The 24,172-nt window shown below is 70.1% G+C and carries 23 protein-coding genes; 14 read left to right on the top strand and 9 right to left on the bottom strand.

The genetic code is table 11. From position 1 onward, the window contains the following. The coding region (locus ACWCO3_RS03695; protein WP_450008304.1) for an extracellular catalytic domain type 1 short-chain-length polyhydroxyalkanoate depolymerase at window positions 1–1,261 on the top strand (1,261 nt) is incomplete at its 5' end. A gap of 82 nt (window positions 1,262–1,343) precedes the next feature. Here the strand turns inward: ACWCO3_RS03695 and ACWCO3_RS03700 are convergent. Then, complete coding sequence (locus ACWCO3_RS03700; RefSeq protein WP_450008306.1) at window positions 1,344–2,864, bottom strand: arabinofuranosidase catalytic domain-containing protein; 1,521 nt, start codon at window positions 2,862–2,864, stop codon at window positions 1,344–1,346. Between the two features lie 245 nt (window positions 2,865–3,109). Beyond that, complete coding sequence (locus ACWCO3_RS03705; protein WP_450008308.1) at window positions 3,110–4,945, bottom strand: RICIN domain-containing protein; 1,836 nt, start codon at window positions 4,943–4,945, stop codon at window positions 3,110–3,112. A gap of 284 nt (window positions 4,946–5,229) precedes the next feature. Here ACWCO3_RS03705 and ACWCO3_RS03710 point away from each other — a divergent pair, with 284 nt between their 5' ends. From ACWCO3_RS03710 to ACWCO3_RS03725, 4 genes are read left to right on the top strand one after another with little or no spacing between them, the layout of a single operon-like run. Then, window positions 5,230–6,468 (top strand): sugar ABC transporter substrate-binding protein, encoded by a 1,239-nt coding sequence (locus tag ACWCO3_RS03710; RefSeq protein ID WP_145784661.1) that lies wholly within the window; start codon window positions 5,230–5,232, stop codon window positions 6,466–6,468. A 17-nt stretch (window positions 6,469–6,485) separates the two neighbouring features. Continuing rightward, on the top strand, window positions 6,486–7,457 hold the full coding sequence (locus ACWCO3_RS03715) for a carbohydrate ABC transporter permease (RefSeq protein WP_167524900.1): 972 nt from the start codon (window positions 6,486–6,488) through the stop codon (window positions 7,455–7,457). Next, the gene (locus tag ACWCO3_RS03720) at window positions 7,454–8,278 is read left to right on the top strand and encodes a carbohydrate ABC transporter permease (protein WP_145784663.1); all 825 of its coding nucleotides are present in this window, start codon (window positions 7,454–7,456) and stop codon (window positions 8,276–8,278) included. Before ACWCO3_RS03715 ends, ACWCO3_RS03720 begins: the two co-directional genes overlap by 4 nt. A 32-nt stretch (window positions 8,279–8,310) precedes the next feature. Then, window positions 8,311–10,023 (top strand): amylo-alpha-1,6-glucosidase, encoded by a 1,713-nt coding sequence (locus tag ACWCO3_RS03725; RefSeq protein WP_450008311.1) that lies wholly within the window; start codon window positions 8,311–8,313, stop codon window positions 10,021–10,023. Window positions 10,024–10,032: 9 nt separating this feature from the next. On the opposite strand, the gene ACWCO3_RS03730 is transcribed toward ACWCO3_RS03725, so the two are convergent. From ACWCO3_RS03730 to ACWCO3_RS03740, 3 genes are all read right to left on the bottom strand, one after another. Beyond that, window positions 10,033–11,046: a LacI family DNA-binding transcriptional regulator gene (locus ACWCO3_RS03730; protein WP_145784667.1), complete on the bottom strand. Its 1,014-nt coding sequence runs from the start codon at window positions 11,044–11,046 to the stop codon at window positions 10,033–10,035. 120 nt (window positions 11,047–11,166) lie between these two features. Further along, window positions 11,167–11,751, bottom strand: a complete 585-nt coding sequence (locus ACWCO3_RS03735; protein WP_145784669.1) for an alpha/beta fold hydrolase — start codon at window positions 11,749–11,751, stop codon at window positions 11,167–11,169. A gap of 22 nt (window positions 11,752–11,773) precedes the next feature. Beyond that, a complete protein-coding gene (locus ACWCO3_RS03740; protein ID WP_355024447.1) occupies window positions 11,774–11,992 on the bottom strand; it encodes a hypothetical protein in 219 nt (72 codons plus the stop codon). 106 nt (window positions 11,993–12,098) lie between these two features. Here ACWCO3_RS03740 and ACWCO3_RS03745 point away from each other — a divergent pair, with 106 nt between their 5' ends. From ACWCO3_RS03745 to ACWCO3_RS03755, 3 genes are read left to right on the top strand one after another with little or no spacing between them, the layout of a single operon-like run. Beyond that, window positions 12,099–12,335 carry a hypothetical protein gene (locus ACWCO3_RS03745; protein WP_450008315.1) on the top strand — a complete coding sequence of 79 codons (237 nt, stop codon included), beginning with the start codon at window positions 12,099–12,101 and terminating at the stop codon, window positions 12,333–12,335. A 5-nt stretch (window positions 12,336–12,340) separates the two neighbouring features. Then, complete coding sequence (locus tag ACWCO3_RS03750; protein ID WP_450008317.1) at window positions 12,341–12,676, top strand: VanZ family protein; 336 nt, start codon at window positions 12,341–12,343, stop codon at window positions 12,674–12,676. A gap of 31 nt (window positions 12,677–12,707) precedes the next feature. After that, entirely contained in the window at window positions 12,708–13,316 is a 609-nt protein-coding gene (locus ACWCO3_RS03755; RefSeq protein WP_450008319.1) for a class I SAM-dependent methyltransferase, read from the top strand. Between the two features lie 14 nt (window positions 13,317–13,330). Here the strand turns inward: ACWCO3_RS03755 and ACWCO3_RS03760 are convergent, their stop codons facing one another. Continuing rightward, a complete protein-coding gene (locus tag ACWCO3_RS03760; RefSeq protein WP_208745073.1) occupies window positions 13,331–14,050 on the bottom strand; it encodes a VOC family protein in 720 nt (239 codons plus the stop codon). A gap of 100 nt (window positions 14,051–14,150) precedes the next feature. Between ACWCO3_RS03760 and ACWCO3_RS03765 the strand changes: the two genes are divergently transcribed. Continuing rightward, entirely contained in the window at window positions 14,151–14,741 is a 591-nt protein-coding gene (locus ACWCO3_RS03765; protein WP_145784681.1) for a DinB family protein, read from the top strand. 327 nt (window positions 14,742–15,068) lie between these two features. Here ACWCO3_RS03765 and ACWCO3_RS03770 read toward each other — a convergent pair whose 3' ends face one another. After that, window positions 15,069–16,298: a cellulose-binding domain-containing protein gene (locus tag ACWCO3_RS03770; protein WP_450008322.1), complete on the bottom strand. Its 1,230-nt coding sequence runs from the start codon at window positions 16,296–16,298 to the stop codon at window positions 15,069–15,071. A gap of 301 nt (window positions 16,299–16,599) precedes the next feature. Here ACWCO3_RS03770 and ACWCO3_RS03775 point away from each other — a divergent pair, with 301 nt between their 5' ends. From ACWCO3_RS03775 to ACWCO3_RS03785, 3 genes are all read left to right on the top strand, one after another. After that, window positions 16,600–17,007: a TIGR03618 family F420-dependent PPOX class oxidoreductase gene (locus ACWCO3_RS03775; protein ID WP_450008324.1), complete on the top strand. Its 408-nt coding sequence runs from the start codon at window positions 16,600–16,602 to the stop codon at window positions 17,005–17,007. An 83-nt stretch (window positions 17,008–17,090) separates the two neighbouring features. After that, window positions 17,091–17,615, top strand: coding sequence for a hypothetical protein (locus tag ACWCO3_RS03780; RefSeq protein ID WP_145784696.1), 525 nt, complete (start codon window positions 17,091–17,093; stop codon window positions 17,613–17,615). 146 nt (window positions 17,616–17,761) lie between these two features. Next, complete coding sequence (locus ACWCO3_RS03785; protein ID WP_145784699.1) at window positions 17,762–18,301, top strand: hypothetical protein; 540 nt, start codon at window positions 17,762–17,764, stop codon at window positions 18,299–18,301. A 91-nt stretch (window positions 18,302–18,392) separates the two neighbouring features. Here ACWCO3_RS03785 and ACWCO3_RS03790 read toward each other — a convergent pair whose 3' ends face one another. Then, the gene (locus ACWCO3_RS03790) at window positions 18,393–19,310 is read right to left on the bottom strand and encodes an oxidoreductase (RefSeq protein WP_145784701.1); all 918 of its coding nucleotides are present in this window, start codon (window positions 19,308–19,310) and stop codon (window positions 18,393–18,395) included. A gap of 56 nt (window positions 19,311–19,366) precedes the next feature. On the opposite strand from ACWCO3_RS03790, the gene ACWCO3_RS03795 reads away from it, so the two are divergent. Further along, window positions 19,367–19,825 carry a MerR family transcriptional regulator gene (locus ACWCO3_RS03795; RefSeq protein ID WP_145784703.1) on the top strand — a complete coding sequence of 153 codons (459 nt, stop codon included), beginning with the start codon at window positions 19,367–19,369 and terminating at the stop codon, window positions 19,823–19,825. Here the strand turns inward: ACWCO3_RS03795 and ACWCO3_RS03800 are convergent. After that, complete coding sequence (locus ACWCO3_RS03800; RefSeq protein ID WP_450008327.1) at window positions 19,784–22,768, bottom strand: MXAN_6230/SCO0854 family RING domain-containing protein; 2,985 nt, start codon at window positions 22,766–22,768, stop codon at window positions 19,784–19,786. The two genes, ACWCO3_RS03795 and ACWCO3_RS03800, sit on opposite strands and share 42 nt — an antisense overlap. A 268-nt stretch (window positions 22,769–23,036) precedes the next feature. Between ACWCO3_RS03800 and ACWCO3_RS03805 the strand changes: the two genes are divergently transcribed. Next, window positions 23,037–24,122, top strand: coding sequence for a hypothetical protein (locus tag ACWCO3_RS03805; RefSeq protein ID WP_450008329.1), 1,086 nt, complete (start codon window positions 23,037–23,039; stop codon window positions 24,120–24,122). Window positions 24,123–24,172: the final 50 nt, after the last annotated feature.

The raw sequence follows: 24,172 nt of genomic DNA on the forward strand, positions 1-24,172 counted from the left end.
GGCGTCGCTGACCGAGGTGACCAGCTTCGGGGACAACCCCGGGCGGATGCGTATGCACGTCTACGTGCCGGACAACCGCCCGGCCAAGCCGGCGACAGTGGTGGCCATGCACGGCTGCGGCGGATCCGGCCCCGGGTTCTACTCCGGGAGCGAGTTCGCCAGCCTCGCCGACCGTTACGGGTACATCGTGATCTACCCGTCCGCCACCCAGCAGGCCGGCTTCGGCAACTGCTTCGACACCTGGTCGGACGCCGCGAAGCGGCGAGGTGGGGGCAGTGACCCGGTCTCGATCATCTCCATGATCCGGTACGTGCAGCAGCAGTACGCGGCCGACCCGGACCGGGTCTACGCCACCGGCAGCTCGTCCGGCGGCATGATGACCAACCACATGCTGGCGCTCTACCCCGACGTGTTCAAGGCCGGCGCCGCGTTCATGGGCGTGCCGTTCAACTGCTTCGCCAACGCGGCGGACTACCCGCCCGGCAGCAGCCAGTGCACCGGCGGGAACATGAACCGCACGCCGCAACAGTGGGGCGACGCGGTGCGCCAGGCGTACCCCGGCTACTCCGGGCCTCGTCCACGCGTGCAGCTCTGGCACGGCACCAACGACACCCTCGTGCCGTACTCGCTGTTGCAGGAGACGATCGAGCAGTGGACGAACGTGTTCGGCCTGAGCCAGACCCCCACCTCCACCGACACACCCCAGGCCAACTGGAACCGGCGTCGGTACGCCGACAGCAGCGGCACCGTCCAGGTCGAGGCGTACAGCATCCAGGGAGCCGGGCACAGCCTGCCGTCCGGCGGTATGGCCGCCGCTGCCCTGCAGTTCTTCGGCCTGACCAACCCCACGACGCCGCCGCCGACCACCCCGCCCCCGACCACCCCGCCGCCGACCACCCCGCCGCCGACGACGCCGCCTCCGACCACGCCGCCGCCGACCAACGGCGCGTGCCGGGTGACCGTCGCCGTCAACGCCTGGAACAACGGCCTGACCGAGAACATCACCATCACCAACACGGGCACCAGCGCCGTCAACGGCTGGTCCCTGGTCTTCACCCTGCCGAGCGGGCAGACCATCACCTCGGGCTGGAACGCCACCTACTCGCCCAATTCCGGGCAGGTGACGGCCCGCAACGTCGCCTACAACGGGGGCATCCCCGTCAACGGCTCGGTGACCATCGGCTTCCAGGCCAGCCACAGCGGTAACAACGCCCGACCGTCCTCGTTCACCCTCAACGGCGCGTCCTGCGCTGTCGCCTGAGACCGGCCCGGCGTCGACGAAACCGTGCGCCGGTCACCACCTCCGTGGTGACCGGCGCACGACTCGTTCCGGCGTCGCCGGGTCAGCGGTAACCGGCGCCCACCACGCTGGCCTGCACCGCGTTCTCGGTCGCGTCGGACGGGTAGCCGGCGACCATGGCCCCCTCGTAGAAGGTGCCGGCGCTCAGGTTCGCGCCACCGTCGGGCTTGCAGCAGTCACCGCCACTGCCGAGGATGATCGCGCCCTGCTTCTTCATCGGGCTGTATCCCGGCGGGAGCGAGCCGTCATACAGCGTGTAGAGGCTGCCGGACTGCGCGTCGCTGCCCTTGATGGCGAAGCGGGTGGTGCCGTTGTTCTTCAGCGTCGCGGTGACGAACTTGCTGGTGAACGCGCGCTGGTTCGGGTTCCAGGTCTGGCTGCCACCCGGGAAGAGGCCCCACTCCAGGTCCGCCTGCACCCAGGGGCCGGAGCCGGAGCAGCCGCCGAACCAGCACTGCTTGCTGAAGTTGATGGCGTCCATCGCGCCGGCGGCGTCCGCCTTCCTGGTCGTCTCGCTGTTGCCGTAGTCGAAGCAGCAGCCGCTGTTGACGTGGGTGCCGCTGGTGACCATGTACATGCCCTCGGGCGCCGCACCGGTCGGCACTCCGGTGAGGTGCCCGTCGCGCCAGTAGCTGTTGCCAGGGTTGATGTAGAGCGAGTACGCCTTCGCCCCGCCCACGGTCAGCGACTCCGACGTGGCGATCGCCGGCTTGCTCTGCGGCGAGCCCGGAACGACGCTGGAGCCCTGGTACCAGAGATCGTTACCGCGCCCGGACTGGTCGAAGACGACGGTGATCACGCAGGTCGTGCCGGAGCAGAAGGAGTCCTGTGTGGCGGCGACGGCGGTGCCGCCGGCGCCGGACACCGCGATGTTGCGGGTCGTGTTGTCCGACGAGCGACGCACCTGGTAGAGGTTGCCGGTGTACGCCGCGTAGAGGGCGCGCGTCGTGCTGTGCGCCGCGATGCACGGCGTGCCGCCGGAGGCGTAGATGTCGCACGGGCGCGCGCCGCTCGGCGGTGGAGTGGTCGGCGGTGGGGTCGTCGGCGGGGTGCTCGGCGAGATCCACTGCTGGTTGGCGCCGCCGTTGCAGGCCCAGAGGATGAGCTTGGTGCCGTTCGCCGTGCCGGCGGCGTTGGCGTCGACGCAGAGCCCGGACTGCACGCCGGTGATGGTGCCGTTGCTGTTGACGTTCCACTGCTGGTTGTTCTGGCCGTTGCAGTCCCAGATGATCACCTGCGTGCCGTTGGTGGTGCCCCGGCCGTTGGCGTCCAGGCACTTGTTGCCGTACACCGTGAGCTGTTTGCTCGACGTCCAGGTCCAGGTCTGGCCGGCGCTGCCGTTGCAGTCCCAGAGTTGGGTCTGGGTGCCGTTGGTGGTGCTGGAGTTCGGCACCTCCAGGCAGCGACCGGACTGGGTGCCGACGATCGTGGTGCTCTGCCCGGGCTCGATCGCCGCGGACACGGCTGCGGCGGCTTCGGCGGCGAAGGGTGAGGTGGTTGGCGTGGTGCCGTAGCCGACGAGGACGCCGACCAGGGCGGCGGCGAGAACTGTCAGACGTCGCACGCGGCGGCGTCTCGGGATGGGATCGAGGGCCGTTCCTGGCCCACCGGGGGACGGGGTTCGCACGAGGTACTCCTCGGAGTCGCGGAGGTGGGGGATGGTCGACGCGCCACGGGCGAGGGTGGTGTCGGCGAATCGATTCGCAACGAATGGTAGGATCTTTGTTTCATTCATGTCAATGAATGCGCTCGGTGGGAGATGCGCTGACCGCCGGACGAGCGGCCAGCGCATCACCTCCCCCGAGACATCTACCGCCCCAGGAGCCGCCACGTCTGGTTCAACGGGCTGCCCTGGTTGACCGCTCGGCAGGTCCACTGGTGGACCAGCGCGCCGGCCGCCGTGGAGACCGCGTTGACATCGACGCACTTGCCACTGTGCCGGGCGACGAGTTGGTAGTCATGCGAGTCGTTACCCGAGTAGGTCACCTTGCGCAGCGCGAACTGCTGGTTGGAGCTGTTCAGGCAGGTCCACTGGTGCACCGCCGCACCGTCGGCGGTGGACACGCCGCTGACGTCGAGGCACTTCCCGCTCTGCTGGTTGACCACTGTGTACGTGTTGGCCACGCCGGCGACCGGCCGGAAGTTCCAGAGTTGCTGGTCACCGCCGTCGCAGTAGTTCTGCTGCTGGACGTTGCCGTCGGCGGTGCTCAGGCCGGCGTTGTTCAGGCACTGCTGGGAGTGCTGCGCCACGGCCACCGACTGGAAGCCACCCTCCGAGGGCGGCAGGAGTGTGAGCGTGTAGGTGTCGGTCTGGTTGGAGTACGGCAACGTCACCGTGGCGTTGTTGTTGGACACGTTCACCACGCTGCTCGAGACCGTGACCGGCCCCTGCACGGCACCGCCGTTGTTGTGCGGGATGCGCTGGGTGAGCACCCGGACCTGGTTGTTCTGCACGATGCCGCTGGTCGTGTCCAGGCGTTGCAGGTTGACGGTCAGGTTCCCGGTGGTCCGACCACCACCGACCAGGACCTTCGCCGAGCCGGCCTCCTTCGTGGCGTACGCGTCGAACGACTGGCTCGGCGTCACCCCGACGATCTGCCCGGTCTGGGAGGCGTAGAAGCGGTAGTTCCACCACTCACCCTTGGGCTGGTGCTGTCCGGCCGAGTTACGGATCAACAGGTTGCCGAGGTCGTTGTGCAGACTGCCCCCACTGGCCCAGTTCGCCCGGAGCCCGTCCGCCCTGGCCCGCTCCAGGCGCGCGATGTACCAGGCACCGTCGGCCGGGTTCTGCTCGTCGGGGGCACCGTACTCGTTGATCTGGTACGGACGCGGGTGGGCGATGCCGCGCGGGTCGAGGGTGGCGTTGGCCGCCGCGACATTGGCGACCGGGTCGCCCGGCAACGAGTGCCAGCTGACGATGTCCGGCACCGTGTTGGTCGAGCGGACGAAGTCCAGGTACTGGTTCCAGAAGGTGTGGTTGGTCGACGGTACGCAGGCACAGCTCGGCCCGACGATGAGCTGACTGGGGAACTCCGCCCGGATGCGCTGGTAGGTGCGGCGCCACAGTTCGAGGTACTGGGAGATCGGGCGGTTCCAGAAGATAGTGATGTTGGGTTCGTTCCAGATGTCCCACTGCACCGACAGCCCGGACGCCCGGACGTCGCCGATCAGGCGGGTCAGGAAGTTGTCGTAGTCGGTCCAGTTGCCGTTGTCACCGGGGAAGCGGGAGATCCCGGCGCCGTCGGCACCCCACAGGTCGTGCGGCAGGATGATGAACTGCCCACCGAGGGCGTTGGTGCGACGCGCCTGGGCGAGTGTGGAGTTCCAGCGGCGGTCGTAGGTCCCGCCGACCCAGCCGCTCCCCGGAAGCTGCGCGCCGCCGGCACGCATGTACTGGAACTTGACGTCCCGGTAGAAGTGGTCGGCCGGACCGCTGGCGTTCTCGGTCATGCCGTAGATCCAGCCGGAGGCGCGGTAGGTCGGCGTACCGCTGGTCGAGGAGAAGTTGACGCTGATCGACTCGTCGGCGGCCTGGGCGGGGGACGGGGCGACGGCGACGGCGGTCGTGGCGGCGAGCAGGCCGACCACGAGTCGGGCGACGATCGCACCGGCTCGTCCTGACCTGCCGCGGGACGGGGTTTTCACGGGCGGCTCCTTGGTGGGGCGTGGGGGACGCTCTCCGGAGGGCAGCACTTGCGAATCGATTCGCACGGATCGTAGGACCGGGCACTGAACCGTGTCAATGAATTGACAGCCGGATGAAGACCATGTTTCCGCGCTCGGCCGTCAATCTCTTGACCACCGCTTCCGGACCGTCTTATCTTCGTGCGAACCGATTCGTCGAATCGATTCGCCTCATGGTCGGGCTCCGCTCGGCCCGCGACTGTCACACCACCCACCCTGACGATCGACTTGAAGTGAGGCACCACATGACCGGACTCAGTCGTCGGCAGCGCCTGGCCGCCGTCGCCGTGATAGCCCTCGCCGCAGCGGCCGGCAGCGCCTGCTCGTCGTCCTCGGACAAGTCCGCCGACGGCGGCGCCTACCTCGTCTGGGACCCCTATCCACAGTTCGCCGACGACTCCGAGTGGGTCGCGCTCCTCAAGAAGTGCGGCACCTCGGCGGGCGTGACCGTCGAGCGGACCGGCTACGACACCACCGACCTGACCAACAAGGCGCTGCTCGCCGCCCAGCAGGGCAACTCGCCGGACGTGCTGATCGTCGACAACCCGGTCATCTCGACACTGGCCGAGGCCGGCGCGCTCACCACCACCGACGACAACAAGCTGGACGTCTCGTCCATGGAGAAGAACCTGCTCGGCGCGGGACAGAGCGAGGGCAAGACGTACGGGGTGCCGATCGGCGCGAACACCCTCGCCCTCTACTACAACAAGGACGTACTCACCGCCGCCGGTGTCGACCCCACCGCCGTCAAGGACTGGACGTCGCTGAACGAGGCGCTGGGCAAGGTCAAGGCCAAGGGGAAGAAGGGCATCACCTTCTCCGCGATCGGCACCGAGGAGGGCAGCTTCCAGTTCCTGCCCTGGTTCTGGGGCTCCGGCGCCCAACTGACCGGTCTGGACTCCCCGCAGGCGGTGGCCGCGCTCACCCTCTGGACGGACTGGCTCAAGCAGGGCCACGCTCCGAACTCGGTCATCAACAACACCCAGACCACGAGTTGGCAGGAGTTCGCCTCCGGCGACTACGCCTTCGCCGAGAACGGCACCTGGCAGCTCGCCAACGCGGAGAAGCTCGGCTTCGCGTACGGCACCATCGCGATCCCGGCCAGCGCGGGCGGGCCCGCACCGGCACCCACCGGCGGTGAGTTCGTCTCCATCCCGGTGCAGAAGAACACCGGACGGTACGACACGTCGCAGAAGCTCGTCACCTGCCTGACCAGCGCCGACAACCTCCTCACCACCGACACCACGCTCTCCTACGTCGCACCCGTCGCCGCCGTTCAGGACCGACAGGCGACCGCGGACCCCAAGCTCAAGGTCTGGGTCGAGGCGGTTCGGGCAGCCAAGGGCCGCACCGGCGACAACCTCGGCACGAAGTACCCGAAGATCTCCGAGTCGCTGTGGACCGCGGTGCAGGCGGCCCTCAGCGGCGGGAAGTCTCCGCAAGAGGCGCTGACCGCAGCGCAGGCCGCGGCCACGAACAGGTAAGGCGTCGAAGCGACCCCATGGCCCAAACGACAGAGACCTCCACCGACGTACGGGGCCCGGGTGAGGCGGCGACCACCGCCCCACCCGGGTCTCCCCCGCCCCGAGTTCGCCGGCCACGCCGGTGGCTGGCCTGGGGCTTCCTGGCACCCGTGACCCTCTACCTGGCGGCCTTCTACGCGTACCCGCTCTACCGCAACATCGAGTTGAGCCTGCGGGAGTACACCGTCCGTTCGTTCGTGCAGGGCGGCGCGCCCTTCGCCGGTCTGGACAACTACCGGACGGTGCTGACCGATCCGGCCTTCGTGCCGACGCTGACGCACACGGTGGTCTTCACCGGCGCGTCGCTCGCCTTCCAGTTCAGCATCGGCATGGCCCTCGCGCTCTTCTTCCACCAGCACTTCCCGCTGTCGCGCACACTGCGCGCGCTGTTCCTCGTACCGTGGCTGCTGCCGTTGATCGTCTCGGCGTCGACCTGGTCGTGGCTGCTCAACAGCGACTCGGGCCTGGTCAACTCCGCACTCGGGGTGGTGGGCGTCGACCCCGTCAACTGGCTCACCTCGCCGGGCTGGTCGCTCACCTCGGTGATCATCGCGAACATCTGGATCGGCATCCCGTTCAACCTGGTGGTGCTCTACAGCGGCCTACAGGCGATCCCGGCCGAGGTGTACGAGGCGTCCGCTCTCGACGGCGCGACGGGGTGGCAACGGTTCTGGTCGATCACGTTCCCGTTGCTGCGCCCTGTCTCCGCGATCACGCTGCTGCTCGGGTTGATCTATACCCTGAAGGTCTTCGACATCATCTGGATCATGACCAAGGGCGGACCGACCGGCTCGTCCGCGACGCTCGCCACCTGGTCGTACCGGCTCGGCTTCGGCAACCTGCTGCCCGAGTTCGGACCGGGCGCGGCCGTCGGCAACCTGCTCATCGTGATGGCCCTGATCGCCGGGCTCGTCTACATCCGAATCGAGCGAAGGCAGCACCTGCGATGACCACCTCCACGCCGCGGGCCTGGTGGAAGACCGGCGTCGGCCTGGTGCTGACCGGGCTGATGCTCTTCCCCGTCTACTGGATGATCAACGTGTCGTTCACGCGGGACCAGGACATGCGGGCCAGTCCCCCGCACCTGATCCCCACCAACGGCACGCTGGACGGCTACCGGGCGGTGCTCGACCAACAGCTGCCATACCTCGGCACCAGCTTCCTGGTCGGCCTCGGCACCGTCGCGCTGACCGTGGCGCTGGCCGCCCCCGCCGGGTACGCGCTGGCGAAGCTCCGACCACCCGGTGGCCCGGCGCTGAGCTTCGTGCTGCTGATCGCCCAGATGATCCCGGGAATCATCATGGCGATGGGCTTCTACGCCATCTACCTCAGCCTCGGCGTCCTGAACACACTGCCCGGGCTGATCCTGGCCGACACGACACTCGCGGTGCCGTTCGCCGTCCTGATCTTCACGGCCTTCATGTCCGGCATCCCCGACGAGTTGCTCCAGGCCGCAGTGGTCGACGGCGCCAGCCGGCTACGGACCTTCTGGTCCGTCGTCCTGCCGGTCAGCCGCAACTCGATCGTCACGGTGTCGCTGTTCGCGTTCCTGTGGTCCTGGTCGGACTTCATCTTCGCCTCGACCCTCACCGGTGGCGGCGACCACCAGCCGATCACCCTCGGCATCTACCACTACATCGGCAACAACAACCAACAGTGGAACGCCATCATGGCCACCGCTGTCGTCGCCTCCATCCCCGCCGCCGTGCTGCTGGTCCTGGCCCAGCGCTACGTCTCGATGGGCGTGACCGCCGGCGCCGTCAAGGACTGACCACCCGCACCACAGAAAGGCACCCGCCACCCATGACCGTCGCCCCGTCCGGTCCGGAGTTCTCCATCCAGGACATCCCGTTCAGCTACCGAGGATCCTGGTTCAACATCTCCCCGGTGGTAGCCGAGAAGACGTACGCCGACGATCTGCACCTGGTCTCGCACCAGACCGGGCTGCACCCCGTCCTACGTCTCGCCCCCACCGTCGCCGACACCACCATCGTCGCCACACCCACGCTGCTGACCTGGCGCAACGGCGCCGACCGAATCGAGGCCGTCTACGACGGGCCGGACACCCTGCGGATCCGGGGCCGACGGCTCGGTCTGCGGGTGGCCGCGGCAGCCGGCACCCTGACCCCGTTCAGCGGCACCTACCTGTACCTCGATCCACTCGACGGGTCACACGTCTTCACCTCGTACGAGACCGGTCGCCGCTACCGGGTCACGGTGCTCTCCGGCACCCTTCAGCGGACCGACGGCGTGGAGGCGCTCGGCACCGCCGACCGGTCAGTGGACCTCCCCGCCGACGGCCAGTGGGAAATCGCGATCGAGGAGTACGCGACAGCCCGCCGCCGGTACGACGGGTCCGTTCCGTTCGAGCAGTTGTGCCGCGACCGGACGGCGGAGTTCACCGCTTTCGTCGACGCAATCGCGCCGTGGCGTGGCCCGGACACGCCGGCCGCCGAACTGGCCGCGTACGTCCTGTGGTCGGCGACCGTCGCCCCGGCGGGCTTCGTCACCCGCCCAGCCGTCCTGATGTCCAAGCACTGGATGGACAAGGTGTGGAGCTGGGACCACTGCTTCAACGCGATCGCCCTGGCCGCCGGCGAACCGGAACTGGCCTGGCACCAGTTCCACCTGCCCTTCGACCATCAGGACGAGGCCGGCGCACTACCCGACTCGATCACCCACTCCGAGGTCCTGCACAACTACGTCAAGCCCCCCATCCACGGCTGGGCGATGCGACACCTGCGTCGACTCCTCCCCCAGCCGCCGGACCGGGCGGCGCTGGCCGAGACGTACGACCGGCTGGCCCGCTGGACCCGGTTCTGGCTCGACGCACGTCGAGCGCCCGGTCAGGACCTGCCCCACTACCAGCACGGCAACGACAGCGGCTGGGACAACGCGACCACCTTCGACGGCGACCGGGTCCTCCAGACGGCCGACCTCGCCGCGTTCCTGGTCTCGCAGCTCCGCTGCCTGGCCGACCTCGCCGCCGAACTGGGCGAGCCCACCGAGCAGTGGTCCCGGGAGGCCGACCGGATCTGCGCGGCCATGCTGCACGACCTGTGGGACGGCGAACGGTTCCTGGCCCGCAGCCCGCACACCGGTCACCGGCGGGCGAGCCGCAGCCTGCTCGACCTGATGCCCATCGCCCTCGGCGCCGACCTGCCCGCGCCGGTCGCCGCCGCCCTGGCGCGAGGCGCCGAAAAGCACCTGACCACGCACGGGCTGGCCACCGAACCGACCGACTCGGCCCACTACCTCGCCGACGGCTACTGGCGCGGCCCGATCTGGGCGCCCTCCACAGTGCTGGTCGAGGACGGCCTGCGGCGGGCCGGGCAGACCAGGATCGCCGACGAGATCAGTCGACGGTTCCTCGCCCTGTGTGAGAAGTCCGGGTTCGCGGAGAACTTCGACGCCGAGACCGGGGCCGGGCTCCGGGACCGCGCGTACACCTGGACGGCCAGCAGCTACCTCATCCTGGCAGCCGCCCAGGAGCAACGGCGTGACACCGGCGGGTAGGGGGCGGACTCAGCGGGCCGGAACCGGGCCGGTGCTGGACCGCAACGAGATGGGCGGGGTGTAGAGACGGTGTCGGGGCACGGCCCCGCGCTCGGCGATGGTCTCCAACAGCAGCGACACCGCCTCGGCACCCATCTCGACCATCGGCACGTCGGCGGCGGTCAACGGGGGACGGAAATCCTCCGCCCAGTGCTGGGCGGCGACCCCGGTGACCGAGAAGTCGCCCGGCACCGACATCCCGGCGCTGGTCAACGCACGCTGCATTCCGGGCAGCGCGGCCTCGTTGATGGTCGCCACCGCGGTCACGTCCGGATGCGTCGCGAGCAGCTGTTCGACGCACGCCTCGCCGGAGGCGCTGTCGTCGCCGCAGCAGACCTCGACACCGGTCAGGCCGCGTTCCGCCGCAGCCGCCCGGAAACCGGCCAGCGCACGGTGGCTGGGGCCGTAACCCGCGGCCACCAACTCGGCGGAACGGTTCACCAGTGCCACCTGCCGGTGCCCCAGATCGGCCAGGTGGTGCACGCACCTGGCGATCAGGCCGGCGTAGTCGATGTCGATCCAGCTCATGCCGTGCGGTTCGGCCGTCCGACCGATCGTGACGAAGGGCAGACCCGCCTTGGACAACCGGGTCACCCGGTCGTCCTCCAGTCGGATCTCCATCAGGATCACCCCGTCGACCCGACGCCCGGTGACGATCCGCTCGAACGACCGGTCGTGGTCGCCACCGGACGGGGACAGCAGCACGTCGAGGTCGTGGCGGGCAGCCGCCTCGACGACACTCGCGACGAAGCCCAACTGCATGTCGGTCAGCCGTTGACTCGCGGGCGGGATCACCAACCCCAGGGTGCGGGTGCGGCCCTCCTTCAACGCCCGAGCGCTGGCGTTCGGCCGGTAGTCCAGCTCGTCGATGACCGCCTGGATCCGCTGCCGGGTCGCCTCCGACACGGCCCGTTTCCCGCTCAGCACGTACGACACAGTGCTGCGGGACACCCCCGCCCGGCGGGCGATCTCGCCGATGTTCATGGACCGCCCTCGAATCAGCTCCTGCCCCGACAGCGGGGCACACCAGGCTCTGCCGACGAGCATATCCACGGTGAGCTCGCCACCTGTCGAGCCGGTCGGCTGAGGCGGGATCGGCCGCCGTCAGCGACCACGCCGGTCGGTCGCCCCGGGGGCGTCGCGCCCGATGACAGTCGCCACCTCGCTCAGGTCGTTGTTCAGCTGGTGGTCGCGTCCGGGCAGTCGGTGCAGCCGCGCCTGCGGGATGACACCGGCGTACAGGTCGGCGTGCGACGGTGGAGCGGTCTCGTCCCGGAGCCCGTGGAAGACGTGCACCGGCACGTCGCGCGGCAGCCTCGCGCCCAGGTCGTACGGCGCCTCGAACTCACCACCGGGCCAGCCGCCCGCACCGACGAATGGGGCGGCGACCAGCACGATCGCGCCGAGTCGCCGCTCCGGGGGCCGCTCGGCGAGCATGTTGACGAGGATCGTCCCGCCCACCGAGTGGCCCACGACCACCGCCCCGTCGTCCAGGGCGGCGATCTCCCGCCGGATGACGACGCTCCAGGAGGCGTAACCGGGGTCGTCCTCGTCGGGCATACGCGGGTAGCGGACCTCGTAGGCGTCCCCGAGCTCCCGACTCAGGCTGTCGAACAGCTTGTCGTCCCAGTCGTCGTGCACGCCGGCACCGCCGCCCTGGATCAACAGGACCTGCGTACGTCCCGGCATGACGATCCTCCCCGCGTTGGTGTCAGCGCGTACCCGGTGTCGTGGAGGCCGGTCGGCGGGCCCCGCCGGAACGCTTGAGCAGGACCGCTCCGCCGACGACGAAGACGCCGGCGATGATCAGCCCCACCGGATTGCCCTCGGCCAGACTGCTGAAGAGCCCCAGTATGCCGAGGATGACCAGCACACCACCGAGAAGTCGCAGGAAGTAGCCGCCGACAGCTTTGCCCCGTTCATTCGTCATGGTGTTTCTCTGCCCGACGCGCGGGGCCCGCAAACGGCTCACCGGCGCGGTGCCCGCATGTCGACCGAGGGCCGGTAGCTTTCACCAGTCGGGGAAGGGGATCCGCATGGTCAAGGGGTGGCACGGCTGGCTCGGTACGTTCAACGGCGTCGTCCTCATCACGATGGCCGTACTGCCGTTGGCCGCGCTGGTGGTGTGGGCGCTGGCCCGCCGTCGCCGAGCCACCGGAAGCATGGCGTTGCGGATGTCGCTGGCCGAGGTCGGCATCGTCTACGGCACGGTGCCGTGGGTCTGGATGATCATGCTGCCGGGTGACCAGGCCGGCGTCGTCCCCGGCCGGTGAGCCTGGTGCCCCTGCGGGACCTGCTCACGATCGTCGCCGACGGCGGCCCGCTCACCGCGACGGTCCAGGTGGTCGGCAATCTGCTGGTGTTCGCGGCGCTGGGTTTCTTCGCCCCGCTGCGGTTCGCGGCGCTGGCGTCGGTGCCGCGGATCCTCCTGCTCGCGGCGGCCTGTTCGGTCCTGGTCGAGGCCGCCCAGTACGTGCTGCGGCTGGACCGGGTGTCGTCAGTGGACGACGTGCTGCTCAACGCCGCCGGGGCGGGGCTGGCCGCGCTGGCGTCGCGGCGCTGGTGGCCCGCAGCGGCGCCCGATCGACCACCCCGACCGGCCCCGGCACACTGAGCAGGCGGTGCGTGACTCGTATAGTGCCGGCGTGGACAGGGACAAGGTTCGGCAGGCGTACGCGTCCGTCGCGGATCTGTACATCGGGCTGTTCGGCACGCGCGAGCAGGTGGACCCTGACGACCTCGCCTTCATCGGGCGACACCTGGCAACCCGGACGGGCCCGGTGCTCGACCTGGGCTGCGGCCCCGGCCATCTCACCGGTTACCTCCACTCGCTGGGTGTCAACGCGACGGGAATCGACCTGGTCCCCGAGTTCCTCGCCCACGCGCGGGCGGCCCACCCGGACGTCGAGTTTCACAGCGGATCGCTGGAGAGCCTCGACGTCGTCGCCGGCTCGGTCGACGGCATCCTCGCCTGGTACTCGTTGATCCACCTGCCGCCCGAGGAACTCGACGGGGTGCTCGCCGAGTTCCGGCGCGCGTTGGCCCCGGGCGGACCGTTGGTGCTCGGCATGTTCGACCACGACGAGGTCGGCCCCTTTGACCACAAGGTTGTGACCGCCTACCGCTGGCCCGTCGACGAGATCAGCGAACGACTCACCCGCGCCGGTTTCGTGGAGGTCGAACGCCTCCGACGGCCCAGGGAGGGCGACCGTCGCCCGCATACCGCCTTCGCGGCGGTCGCGGGAGACAGTTGAGCCCAGACCCGCTGTCACGCAGGGCGGTGACCGGCACCCCGCACGCGGAACTCGTTACCGTCCGGATCTGCCAGCACGACCGCGCCGTCCTCGGCGACGTCGAGTCGGGTGGCACCGAGGGAAACCAACTCGTCGACCGCCGCCTGCTGGTCGTCGGCAGCGGGGACCAGCTCGAGGCGTTCCCGGTTCGGCTCGTTCTTCGGCGCCACGGGCGGGCCACCCCAGGCGATCTTGGTGCCGCCGTGCGGTGACTGGATCGCCGTCTCCTCGTCCTGGTCCCACACCAGCGGCCAACCCAGCGCCCTGCTCCAGAACAGGCCAACCTCCCGGGTGCCCTCACAGGTCAGCTCACCGAGGAAGCCGGTGCCGGCGAGGTACGCGTTGCCGGGCTCGATCACGCAGAACGCGTAACCCGCCGGGTCGGCCAGAACGGTGTGCCCCTCCTCGGGCAGCTGCCCGACGTCGAGGTGGTCGCCACCCAGCTTCAGCGCCGTCGCGATCGTGTGCTGCTGCTCGTCGACATCGGCGCTGGTCAGGTGCAGGTGCATCCGGTTCACGGCGAGTTGGCCCGGGCGGCCCGACACGAACCGGAGACCGAGCTGGGTCTCGTCGCCGGGCAGGAGCACGCCGCCGGCATCTTCGATGACGTCCCGATTCAGCAGAGCGGCCCAGAACCGCGCCGCACGGAACGGGTCGAGGGCTTCGTAGGTGACGGCCAGAAGCTGCGTACGCATCATCGGACAATAGGCAGCGCTCTGGCACCACACCACCGCATTAACGAGTCGGTGATCACCGGCCTGCGGACCTGGTGTGCCATAGGGAAGACTGGCCGGCATGGTTGACCTGGGCGATGTGAAGGCTGCGCTGCACCTCTACCTACGGGAGACTCGCGAAGACCTGATCTGGAAGCTGGACGGGCTGAGCGAACGCGACGCCCGACTGCCCCGCACCGCGACCGGCAACAATCTGCTGGGTGCCCTCAAGCACTGCCTCAACGTCGAAGCCCTCTACTTCGGGCCTACCTTCGGGCGCGAGTTCCCGACGCCCGAGGAGCTCGTGCCCTTGGCGGCGTTCGACGACGACCCGCAGGCAGACTGGTACGCGCGCGACGACGAGACGAAGGACGGCCTCATCGACACGTATCGCCGGGTCGGTGTGTTCGCCGACCAGACGATCGAAGAGCTCCCACTCGACGCGCCAGGGCTGGTGTCGTGGTGGCGGCCTGGCGCACAGGCCGTGACGTTGCACCGGATCATCACCCACGTGACGTGCGACCTCGCCCGCCACGCGGGTCACATGGACATCATGCGCGAGCAGCACGACGCGGCGATCGGCGTACGGCAGAACAGCAGCAACATCCCGGACGGCTACGACTGGCCGGCGTACGTCACCAGGCTGACGAAGCTGGCGGACCGCTTCGGCTGAGCCGGACCTGGTCCACTCGTCGCGGGCGCCCTGGGTGCCGGCAGCCAGCACGGCCACGAGGTGATCGCGGACGACGCTGACCCGCTCGCACTTGAGCCACCTCACGACGACCCACGGTTCCTCGCCGAGACGGCAGCCTGGCTGCGGCTGTGGGCACAGTCAGCGGCCGGCGGTGACCGTCGGTCACCTCCGTCCTGGGCGGATGCGGTAGTGGGCGGTATACCTCAGAGGTATGAATATGACTCTGAGGTATACCGCTCAACAGCACATCGACCCGGTGGGCAGCACCAGAGCGGCGGCGAACCCAGCAGCGTGCGAGGCGGAGGGTCAGCAGCCGATGCGGCTGGACCCGAGCGCGACGTCGTCGTACCAGAGGGTGTCGGCTCCTCCGCCGTAACTCTCCCAGCCCAGCTTCAGGTCGGTGAGCTGCGGACGCCAGGTGCGGTTGTACCACTGGCCGTCGATGTCGTGCGTCGGTGTGCCGTCCGCGGTCAGCCCGGTGACGGCGGTGCCGTCCACCCAGGTACGGAGCTGACCGGCCGAGCCGTCCACCATGAACTCCACGCACACCCACCGGTTGGTGGGTAGCGGCAGGCTCTGTGCCACCCCGGCGGGGCTCTGCTCGGGCAGGGTCGCGTCGTCGGACGCGCGGTTCCACTGCAACGCGCCGTTCTGGCCGCCCAGCCGCAGATCCTTGTTGCCGTCGGCGGAGTCCGCCATCGCCACCATCGTGGTGTGCTCGGTGGGCTGGGCGGTGGTGTGTCGCATCCACATCCGGCCGTACCGGACACTGCCCACGCTGCCGAGGTTCTTCGTGGACCTGACGAAGACGTGGTTGCAGTAGCCCGCCGCGCCGTTGATCCGCACCGCGCGGCTGCCGCTGTGCGTGGTGGCCGTGTCGATGGTGGCCGTGCCGGTGCCGGAGCAGTCCGGGCTCACCACGGCCCAGTCGCCGGACGGCGTCGACCCGGTCTGGTTCTCGAAGCCGTCACAGAGCACAGCGCCGGCACAGCCGACCGGAGGCGGCGTCGTCGGAGGCGGCGTGGTCGGAGGTGGTGTCGTCGGAGGCGGTGTCGTCGGAGGCGGCGTGGTCGGGGGTGGTGTCGTCGGCGGCGGCGTGGTCGGGGGTGGTGTGGCGCCGTTGCACGGTACGCCGTTCAGTGTGAAGCCGGACGGCGCGCCGCCGCTGGAGCCGTACGTGCCCTGCACACCGAACTCGGTCGAGCCACCGGCCGGGATGCTGCCGTTGTACGACAGGCTGCGGGCGGTCACCGTCGACCCGGACTGGCTGACCGTGGCGTTCCAGCCGTTCGTGACGCGCTCGTCCCCGGCGTACGTCCAGGTGGCGGTCCAACTGGAGACGGCCGTGTCCCCCGGGGCGATCTTGACCGTGGCGGTGAATCCGCCAGGCCACTGGTTGGGCGTGTAGTCGACCCGGCAGCCCTGGGCGGCCGTCGCCGGACCGGTGAGCACTGCCGAACCGGTCACGGTCACGGCGGCGGCCAGCCCGGCGACGACCGCGAGGGTCAGGGCGGGGCGGGCGCGGAGAATCGTCATGAGAGAGGTCCTTCTGCCATCGAGCTGTGGGAAAGGCGGCGCGGCAGTGCGCGTCCTGGACGGACGCGACGCGGCAACGCACCGTGGGTGCGGCGCAGCGGTGCGCCACAGCGGCTGGTCGGCGCGTACGACCGAAGTGCCCGGCTCGGGGTTGGACCTGTCAGCCGCCGGCGGCCCGATCACCCGGACCCCGGCGGTGCCCGCACCCAATCTATTCACAGGCCTCTATTCAATCAAGCGTCCGCAGCCTCGATCGTGACCTTCGCTGGCCCACCGACTCCGGTCGTGATCGACTGGTGGGGTGACCGAACCACTCGCCACCCCACCGACGGACGTCCAGGCACGCCTGGCCCGGGAGTCGAACGTCTGGCTGTGCACGTTGCGGCGTGACGGCTCCCCACACCTGACGCCGGTCTGGTTCGCCTACGTCGCCGGCACCTGGTGGATCGGTTGCGACGGCCGCAGCGTCAAGGTCCGCAACGTCACGGCCGACCCACGGGTGTCCCTGGCCCTGGAAGGCGGCAACGCCCCCGTGGTGGCAGAAGGCACCGCCCGGGTGCACCGAGACGGATTCCCGAACACGGTCGTGGAAGCGTTCGCCGGCAAGTACGACGGATGGGACGTCGGCAGGCAGGTCAGCCCGGGAGGCGAGCGCGTGCTGCTGGAGATTCCCGTCCGGCGGTGGCTGCTCGCCGGCACGGCGCAATAGGCCGCGTCCCACGCGCCAGGCCCCTCGCGATTTGGCACCTCGTGTGACAGTGAGGAACCTCAGTCCGTCGATGGGGAGGTTTCGTGGACTTCGCTCAAGCCGGTCTCGCCGCCGGGACGACGCTGCTCGCCGTCCTCCTCGGCGGCTGGCTCACCACCCGCGCTCAGGACCGGCTGTGGCGCCGCGACGATCAGCGGCAGTGGCGGGACATCAGGCTCACCGCGTACACCACGTTCCTGACCGCATTCCGGGAGTACGTGGCCTACGTACTCCTGCCTTCCGCTCGAATCACCGCCGTGCCCCGCCCCCACAGCCCGCACGACCTCATGCCGTTCTTCGACGAGCAGGGCACCCGCTACAAGGAGCAGTTGGAGGCGACCAAGACGGAACTCCGGCTGATAGCGGGACGACCGGAGATCGTGGCGGCGTCGCGCACGATGGTGCAGCAGGCGCGGCTGCTCGCCGCGGCCCGCGCCACGCATGACGCCGATGCGTTGCCCGCCGAGCGCTTCGACGAACTCTGGGCGGCAGAGCGGCGGTTCGTCGCGGCGGCCCGACGGGAACTGGCCGTCCGTGACCTGGCAGCCGACCACCCGGCGAGCGCCTGACGGCGTGACCTCGCGGACGCCAGACCTGACATTCGACAAATTCCATGACAAGCGTGGATCGCGACGGATGTGCGCAGCTGAACCGTGGGTGCCAACTGCGACTGACATCTCGGACTGTCGACGCACATCGTGGCGATAATCGTTCGATGGGGACAGTCGTGCATCCCGCGTCCGGCCTCCGGAAGGCCACACTGACCGATCAGGAGTTGCTGGAGACCTCGTGGGATCACTGCCGGATCCACGCGCTCGCCGTCACCGACGACGAAGGTCCGCCTGAAGGGCTGACCCCGGAGGAGTTCCAGGAGCAGGACGACCTCGATCCCACAGCCCCTTCGGCTCTGCGGTTGCATCTCGACATCGACTACATCGTGGGTCGGGGCGACCCGGAACCAATGCGGGACGTCGAATACTGGGTCGCGCCGGCCACGTTGATCTTCGACAACGTGTGGGATCTCGTCGGAAACCTGCACTCGGTGTGCCTGCCGTTGGAGCTGACCAACCTGCGCCAGGAGCCCGACGGGCGCGTGGAGGAGCGCTGCTGGCGCCTGGAGGGACGCGACATGGACTTACGGTTCCAGGCGTCGCGCTACACCCTGCACCTGCGCAGGCCTCCGAGGTACGGCCGGCGGGTGCTCCGGATGGCCGAACGGGGTGGCATCAGCTTCGACCCGCATCCGTTCGCGTGACTGATCGCTGATCCAGTCGAGTCCGCAACCGCCACAGCAACGAGGTTCGGCGAGGTGTGCGGCGGAATGAACGAGCCCAGTCGGATCGAACTCAATGAGTGAGATCGACGCCGGTCAGGTCGGCCGACAGCGCCCAGAGTCGGGCTGCCTCACTGCTGTCGGTGGGGTTGCCGTCGACGATCCGGCAGTCCACGCAGTAGTCGCCGCCGTTCCCGTCGAGGTGCGGTGACGTGGCGGCCCAGACCTGGGTCGCCGCGCCCTGGTCGGCGGTCTTGAACAGACCTGGCGTCGGGGTCCCGTCCGCGTCGATCCAGCCGGCGGCGACCATCTCCTCGACGGGAAGGTGTCGTTGCAGGGGTGTGCGGATCCAGCCCGGGTTGACCGAGAAGGCGCGGACACCGTGCGGTCGGCCGAGCAGGTCGAGGTGGCGGGCGAACAGGATGTTCGCCAGCTTGGACTGGGTGTAGGCCTCCCACTTGTCGTAGCCCTGCTCGAACTGCACGTCGTCCCAACGGATGCGCCAGGTCGGGTTGTGCCCGGAGGTGACCGAGACGACGCGAGCCGAGCCGGACGCGGTGAGCGCGGGCCACAGCAGGTTCACCAGCGCGTAGTGGCCGAGGTGGTTGGTCGCGAACTGCGCTTCCCAGCCGGGTCCCACCCGGGTCTCCGCGCAGGCCATGATCCCCGCACTGGCGATCAGGATGTCGAGAGCGGAATCGCTGTGCAGGAAGCGTTCGGCGAACGCGCGGACCGAGGTGAGGTCGGCGAGATCGAGCTGGTCGACCTCGACCCCGGCGACGCCGGCGAGCGCCTGCCGCGCCGCCTCCGGCCTGCGGGCCGGGACGACGACCCGGGCCCCGGCCCGGGTGAGCGCGAGGGTCGTGGCGAGACCGAGGCCGGAGTAGCCGCCGGTGACGACGGCGGTCCTGCCGGTGAGGTCGATTCCGGCGAGGACGTCTCCGGTCGTGCGGTGAGCGCCGAACATGGTGTGGGTCGTGTCGCTGGTCATGGTGCGGACGCTAGGTGCTGGACCGAGGTCTAGGTCAAGCAGATACGGTCGATGTCATGGCGGGCAAAGGGCTGGGCATCGGGCAGGTCGCGCAGCACACCGGGTTGAGCGTGCACACCCTTCGGCTCTACGAGCGTGCGGGCCTGTTGGCCGGTGAGGTGCGGCGCGACGCTTCCGGCAGGCGCGTCTACAGCGAGTGGGACGTCGAGTGGCTGACGAACTGCGTGAAGTTCCGGACCTCCGGGATGCCCCTCGCGACGATCAGCCGCCTGGCCCAGCTCGTCCGCGAGGGCGCCGGCAACGAGGCCGAGCGACTCGATCTGCTGCGCGAGCACCAACACCGCATCACCGAGCAGCTCGCGCACCTGCGCGACTGCCTCGATCTCATCGACCGCAAAGTGGACAGCTACGAGCGACACCTGGCCGCCGGGGCATCCGGAGACCCCTGGCAGCAACCCCCGCCAGCATCGGCCTCACCCGGCGCCGAGCTGGCCCAGCAGGTCGGCGGCGCGTAGCACCGTCCAGTATGTGTCGGGCGTGCCGGTCACTGTCACGACCGTCGAGCCGGACGCCACCGGAGCCGTGCCGCCGAGGCGGGGAACCAGCCGATCGAGGGTCTCCGGATCGACGACACCGGCCAGGACCGTGCGGCCGGTCAGGTCTGGTAGCTGCCGCGTCTCTCCCGTCTCCGCCACTGCCGCCGCCCGAATGGCACCCGCGTCCGCCGGCACCTCGGTGTAGGTGTTGTCGGCGTGGCCGACCAGGATCCGATCGGCGCGTCCGACCGCGTGCCACGCCAACAGATCGAGGATCGTCGGGCGGTGGCCACCGAGGAAGTGCTCCCACTGGTCGGCGGCTGCTCGGGCAAGCTGGTCGCCGTGCCGACCGACGCTGTGGTTGTCGCCACGGCCGTTGAGGGTCAGGTCGGTCCAGAGCAGTCGTCGGGTACGCAGGTCCACGACCATCGGCAGCAGCATGCGGGCGTTGCCTCGCAGGTCGAACCGCTGCGCCACCCGGGAACCGTCGAACTGCTCACCGCCCCTGAGGGGCAGCATGACACCGGCGATCGCCTCGGTGAGGTTCTCGAACGGCACGGCGTTGTAGCTGAGCAGGGTCGGCGCGGCGTAGCGGACGCCGTGCTCGACCAGACGGGTCAGATGGAGGTCGAGGTATTCGGTGGCCCCGAGGGGGGCCGGGGCGGAGGTGAGGTCGCCGGAGTGGATCGCGCCGTCACCGGCGAATCGCAGCTGGGTGTAGTCGCAGTGGCCGACCCGTTGCCAGTCCTGGTCGAAGAACACGCAGGACAGGTCGAGGTCGACCCGGGTGGCGTCAGGTTCCTCCCAGTGCAGGAAGAACCGCAGCACCTCGGCGTCGGGCAGCGCCCGCAAGCTGCCCCGGGGCCATCCTGCCAACTGTGTCGAGGCGGCCCGTTCCCGCATCGGGGCGGGCACCTCGGCCAGGGCGGCGTCGAGCACTGCCACGTCGTACCGGCCGAGTCGGGCGGCCCTGGTGGCCAGCTCATTGTCGACGAGGTCGCGTACACCGGTGATCGCCGCTGTCGGCAGCGTCGGCCGCCGTTCGGGCTCGGTCCAGGTCGTGGCGACGCTGCCGCGGGGGAAGAAGACGCGCCGGGGCATCCCGGGGCCCGGCCGGCCACCGACGATGCCTGCCGCCTCGGCGGCATCGTCTTCGGTTGGCTTCTCGGCCGGGGCGGGCGTCCGGACGCCGGACCGGAACACCTCCCGCAGGACGGCCGGCCCGTCACCGCGTATGCGCAGCGCCGCGGCGCGCAGGGCGTCACCCAGGCCACCGACGACCGCCGACTCGGTGGTGGCGTTCGCCGACGCGCGGGCCCGCGCTGCCGCCGCCCGCGCCCGCGCGGTCGCCGCGAGCTGAGCGTCCGTCGCCCTCGTCGTGTCGTCGCGGCCGGCAAGCTGGGCTGCCGCCGAGGCGAGCACACCTGGTGCCACCCGGGCCGCCGTGCTGCGCGCGGCCTCCTCGATGGCCGCCTGCGCCGCCGGGTCGTCGCCCGCCGCCCGCAGCAGGTGGTCGAGCCGACGCCACAGCTCGCCCGGACGTTCGGTGAGCAGCCGCGCGGCCTCGACCACGTCGCCGGCTGCCAGCGCCTCCTCCACCAGTGACGCGTGGGTCCGCACCCGAACCGACGCGGTGCCGTCAAAATGGTCGGTGAGAAGGAGGTGCCGAGGCGCCCGGGCGCAGGAAGTCACCATCGCGACGCCGAGGGCGCTCTCCACGGCGGCGCGGGTGCCGCGCAGCGTGGCGAAGGCGACGGCGGCGGCCGGATGCGCGGCGACGTTCTCGTAGGGGTGCAGCCGCTCGCCGAGGCGTTTCCACACCGTCGGGTGCCGGCGCAGATCCTCGGCCGCGACCACGGCACCGAGCGCGTCCAGGTGTGCGAGGACCGCGCGTCGCAACGGCCTGGGCAGCGCCCGTACCCGGGCGACCGGCACCGTCACGACCGGTTCCCGCGACGGACGCCCCATCGCGCCCGGCGGCTCGTCGTCCCGTCGAGGCAGGACCAGCCCCGGGTCCCCACCGGAGTACGCCCACAGCGTCCGCGCCGCATCCGTCGCCGTCGACCACCGCCGGGCGGCGGCGGCGACCAGGTCGCGATAGCCGGGGGTGAGTGCCGCGGCGTGCAGCGCCCAGGCGATGACCTGCGCGAGGGTCTCCCGGGCTGGCACCACGTCGGGCAGCCAGTCGAGGCGGCCCGGCGCGGTGGCGTCGACGAGCACCTTCAGGTCGGCCCGGTCGGTCTCGCTCAGCGCGGCAGGTTGACCGACGAGCTGGTCCCTGATCCGGATCGCGGCACCGATCGGGTCCACCTCCAGCCCGGCGATCCGCATCGGGAGCGGCGGCGCGTCACGAACGGTGCGCTCGTCCGCGTCCTCGGTCGGCGTGCCGGCCCGCCTCGGGCGGCTGCGTACCGGGGACGAAGGCTCGACGATGGTGAGGTACGTGTTGTCCGCCGACACCCGGCGCCCACACACCGGGCACCCCGTGACCTGATCCGGTGGGAAGCAGGCCGGACAGACGAGGTGACCGCACGGGTCGAGGGGCGCGCCCACGTTGTCGCGGCCACACAGCACGCAGGGCGCGTCGGGCACGGCGAACAGGTGGGTGAGCAACCGCCGCACGTAGACCGCTTCGACGTCCTGCGGGGTGTTGGGGAACGAACGGTAGAGGGGAAGCAGGGGACGGTCCGCGCCGACCAGTTCGTCGACGGTAGCCAGCAGCCAGTCGGCCCACCGGATCCGCACCGCCGGTGGCAGCCTCGTCGCCCCGGCACGGAGGTCCTGCCGCAGCAACCAGCCACGATCGGCCAGGTCCGCCTCAAGGGAGGCCACCCACGCGGCGCCGTCCGCGGGAGCGGCGCCCGAGCCCACCACCGAGACCCGGGCGGTACGGCGCAGCAGCACCACGGCCAGCGCATCCATGCTCGCGTCCTCCCCAGGGAAGCGGTGGGCGGAGAGTCGCGACGCTAGTTCGCCAGAGAAGTGAGAAGGAAGCACCGCGGGGAGCCGCCCACCGCGGGCAAGATCCTATGGGGAGCACGGCGAACACGTCACCCCGATTACGAGTCCGAGGACGGTCCGGACGATCGTGGCGTACACCCGACACCGACTCACGCGGTAGCCGACTGTGACCGTGACATCACCCGAAGCACACTCCTCCCCGACACGTTCCCGAGGGATGGAGGAACACATGCGTCTCCGATCGTTCGTCACCGCAACACTGGCGGCCGTCCTGGCCGCCAGCGCACTCGCGCCGACGGCACCGGCCGCGGCGGCCACCGCCGACCGCTGGGGGTTCGCGTACGTCAAGGACCCGACCGTCGCGGTCTGGACCGTGCTGGACACCAGCCGGCAGTGGGGTAGCTGGAAGACGGCGTTCCCGGCCGCCTGGGCCGACGGCATCAAGCTCGCACCCGGCCGGTTCCAGGTTCGTTTTCCGCAGGTGGGCGCCAGCTCGCGTGGCGTGCCGCACGTGACCCCGGTGAACCGAACCGGGCACTACTGCGAGGTGGTTCGCTGGTTCCAGTCCGGTGCCGACGAGATCGTCGACGTGCAGTGCCACAAGCCTGGCGGCACGCGCGACGACACCCCGTTCACGGTGCTCTGGACGACCAGCTCCGGTGTGCTGCCGGCCGGCACCTCCCACGCGTACACGCAGTGGAGCGGCGGAGCGCTGGTGCAGTCGTACAACTCCACGGGTGCGGTGAACGCGGTCGGGCCGGTGGGCGTCGGGCAGTACCTGGTGCGGCTGCCCGGGGTGGGGCTGGCCGGTGTGCTCGCCGGAAACGTGCAGGTGACCGCCGTACAACCGAACGCCGGACCCCGCCGGTGCAAGGTCTACTCTTGGAGCCCGGTCGGCAGCGACGTGCAGGTGTACGTCTTCTGCTTCGACCAGGCCGGCGCGTTCGTCAACACCGACTTCGCCCTCTCGTACCACCGTCGGCGGCCGGTGATCGGCTCCCTCGGCCCGCCGTCATACTTCGGCTACCTGGGCACCGCCGTCGGCGGTCCGACCAACGACAACTCGGTGCTCGGCGTCGGCGCGAACACTGTGGCGCCACTGGCGCCCTCCGGCCGTTACCTGGCGACCTTCCCGCAGATCGGGCTCAAGGAGACCCACGCGCAGGTCGTTGCGCAGGGCGCCGGCAGCAACTACTGCCACCTGACCCAACCCTGGACGTACACCACCAACGCCGACGTCGACGTCATCTGCTTCGACAACGCCGGTGTGGTCACCCCGCACCGCTTCCTGGCCACCTTCACCTCCCGGCTCTGACGCCGGGCCGCGCCTGCGGTGGCCCTGACCGGGTCGCCGCAGGCGCGGCG

This window comes from Micromonospora sp. NPDC002411 (genome assembly GCF_053592955.1).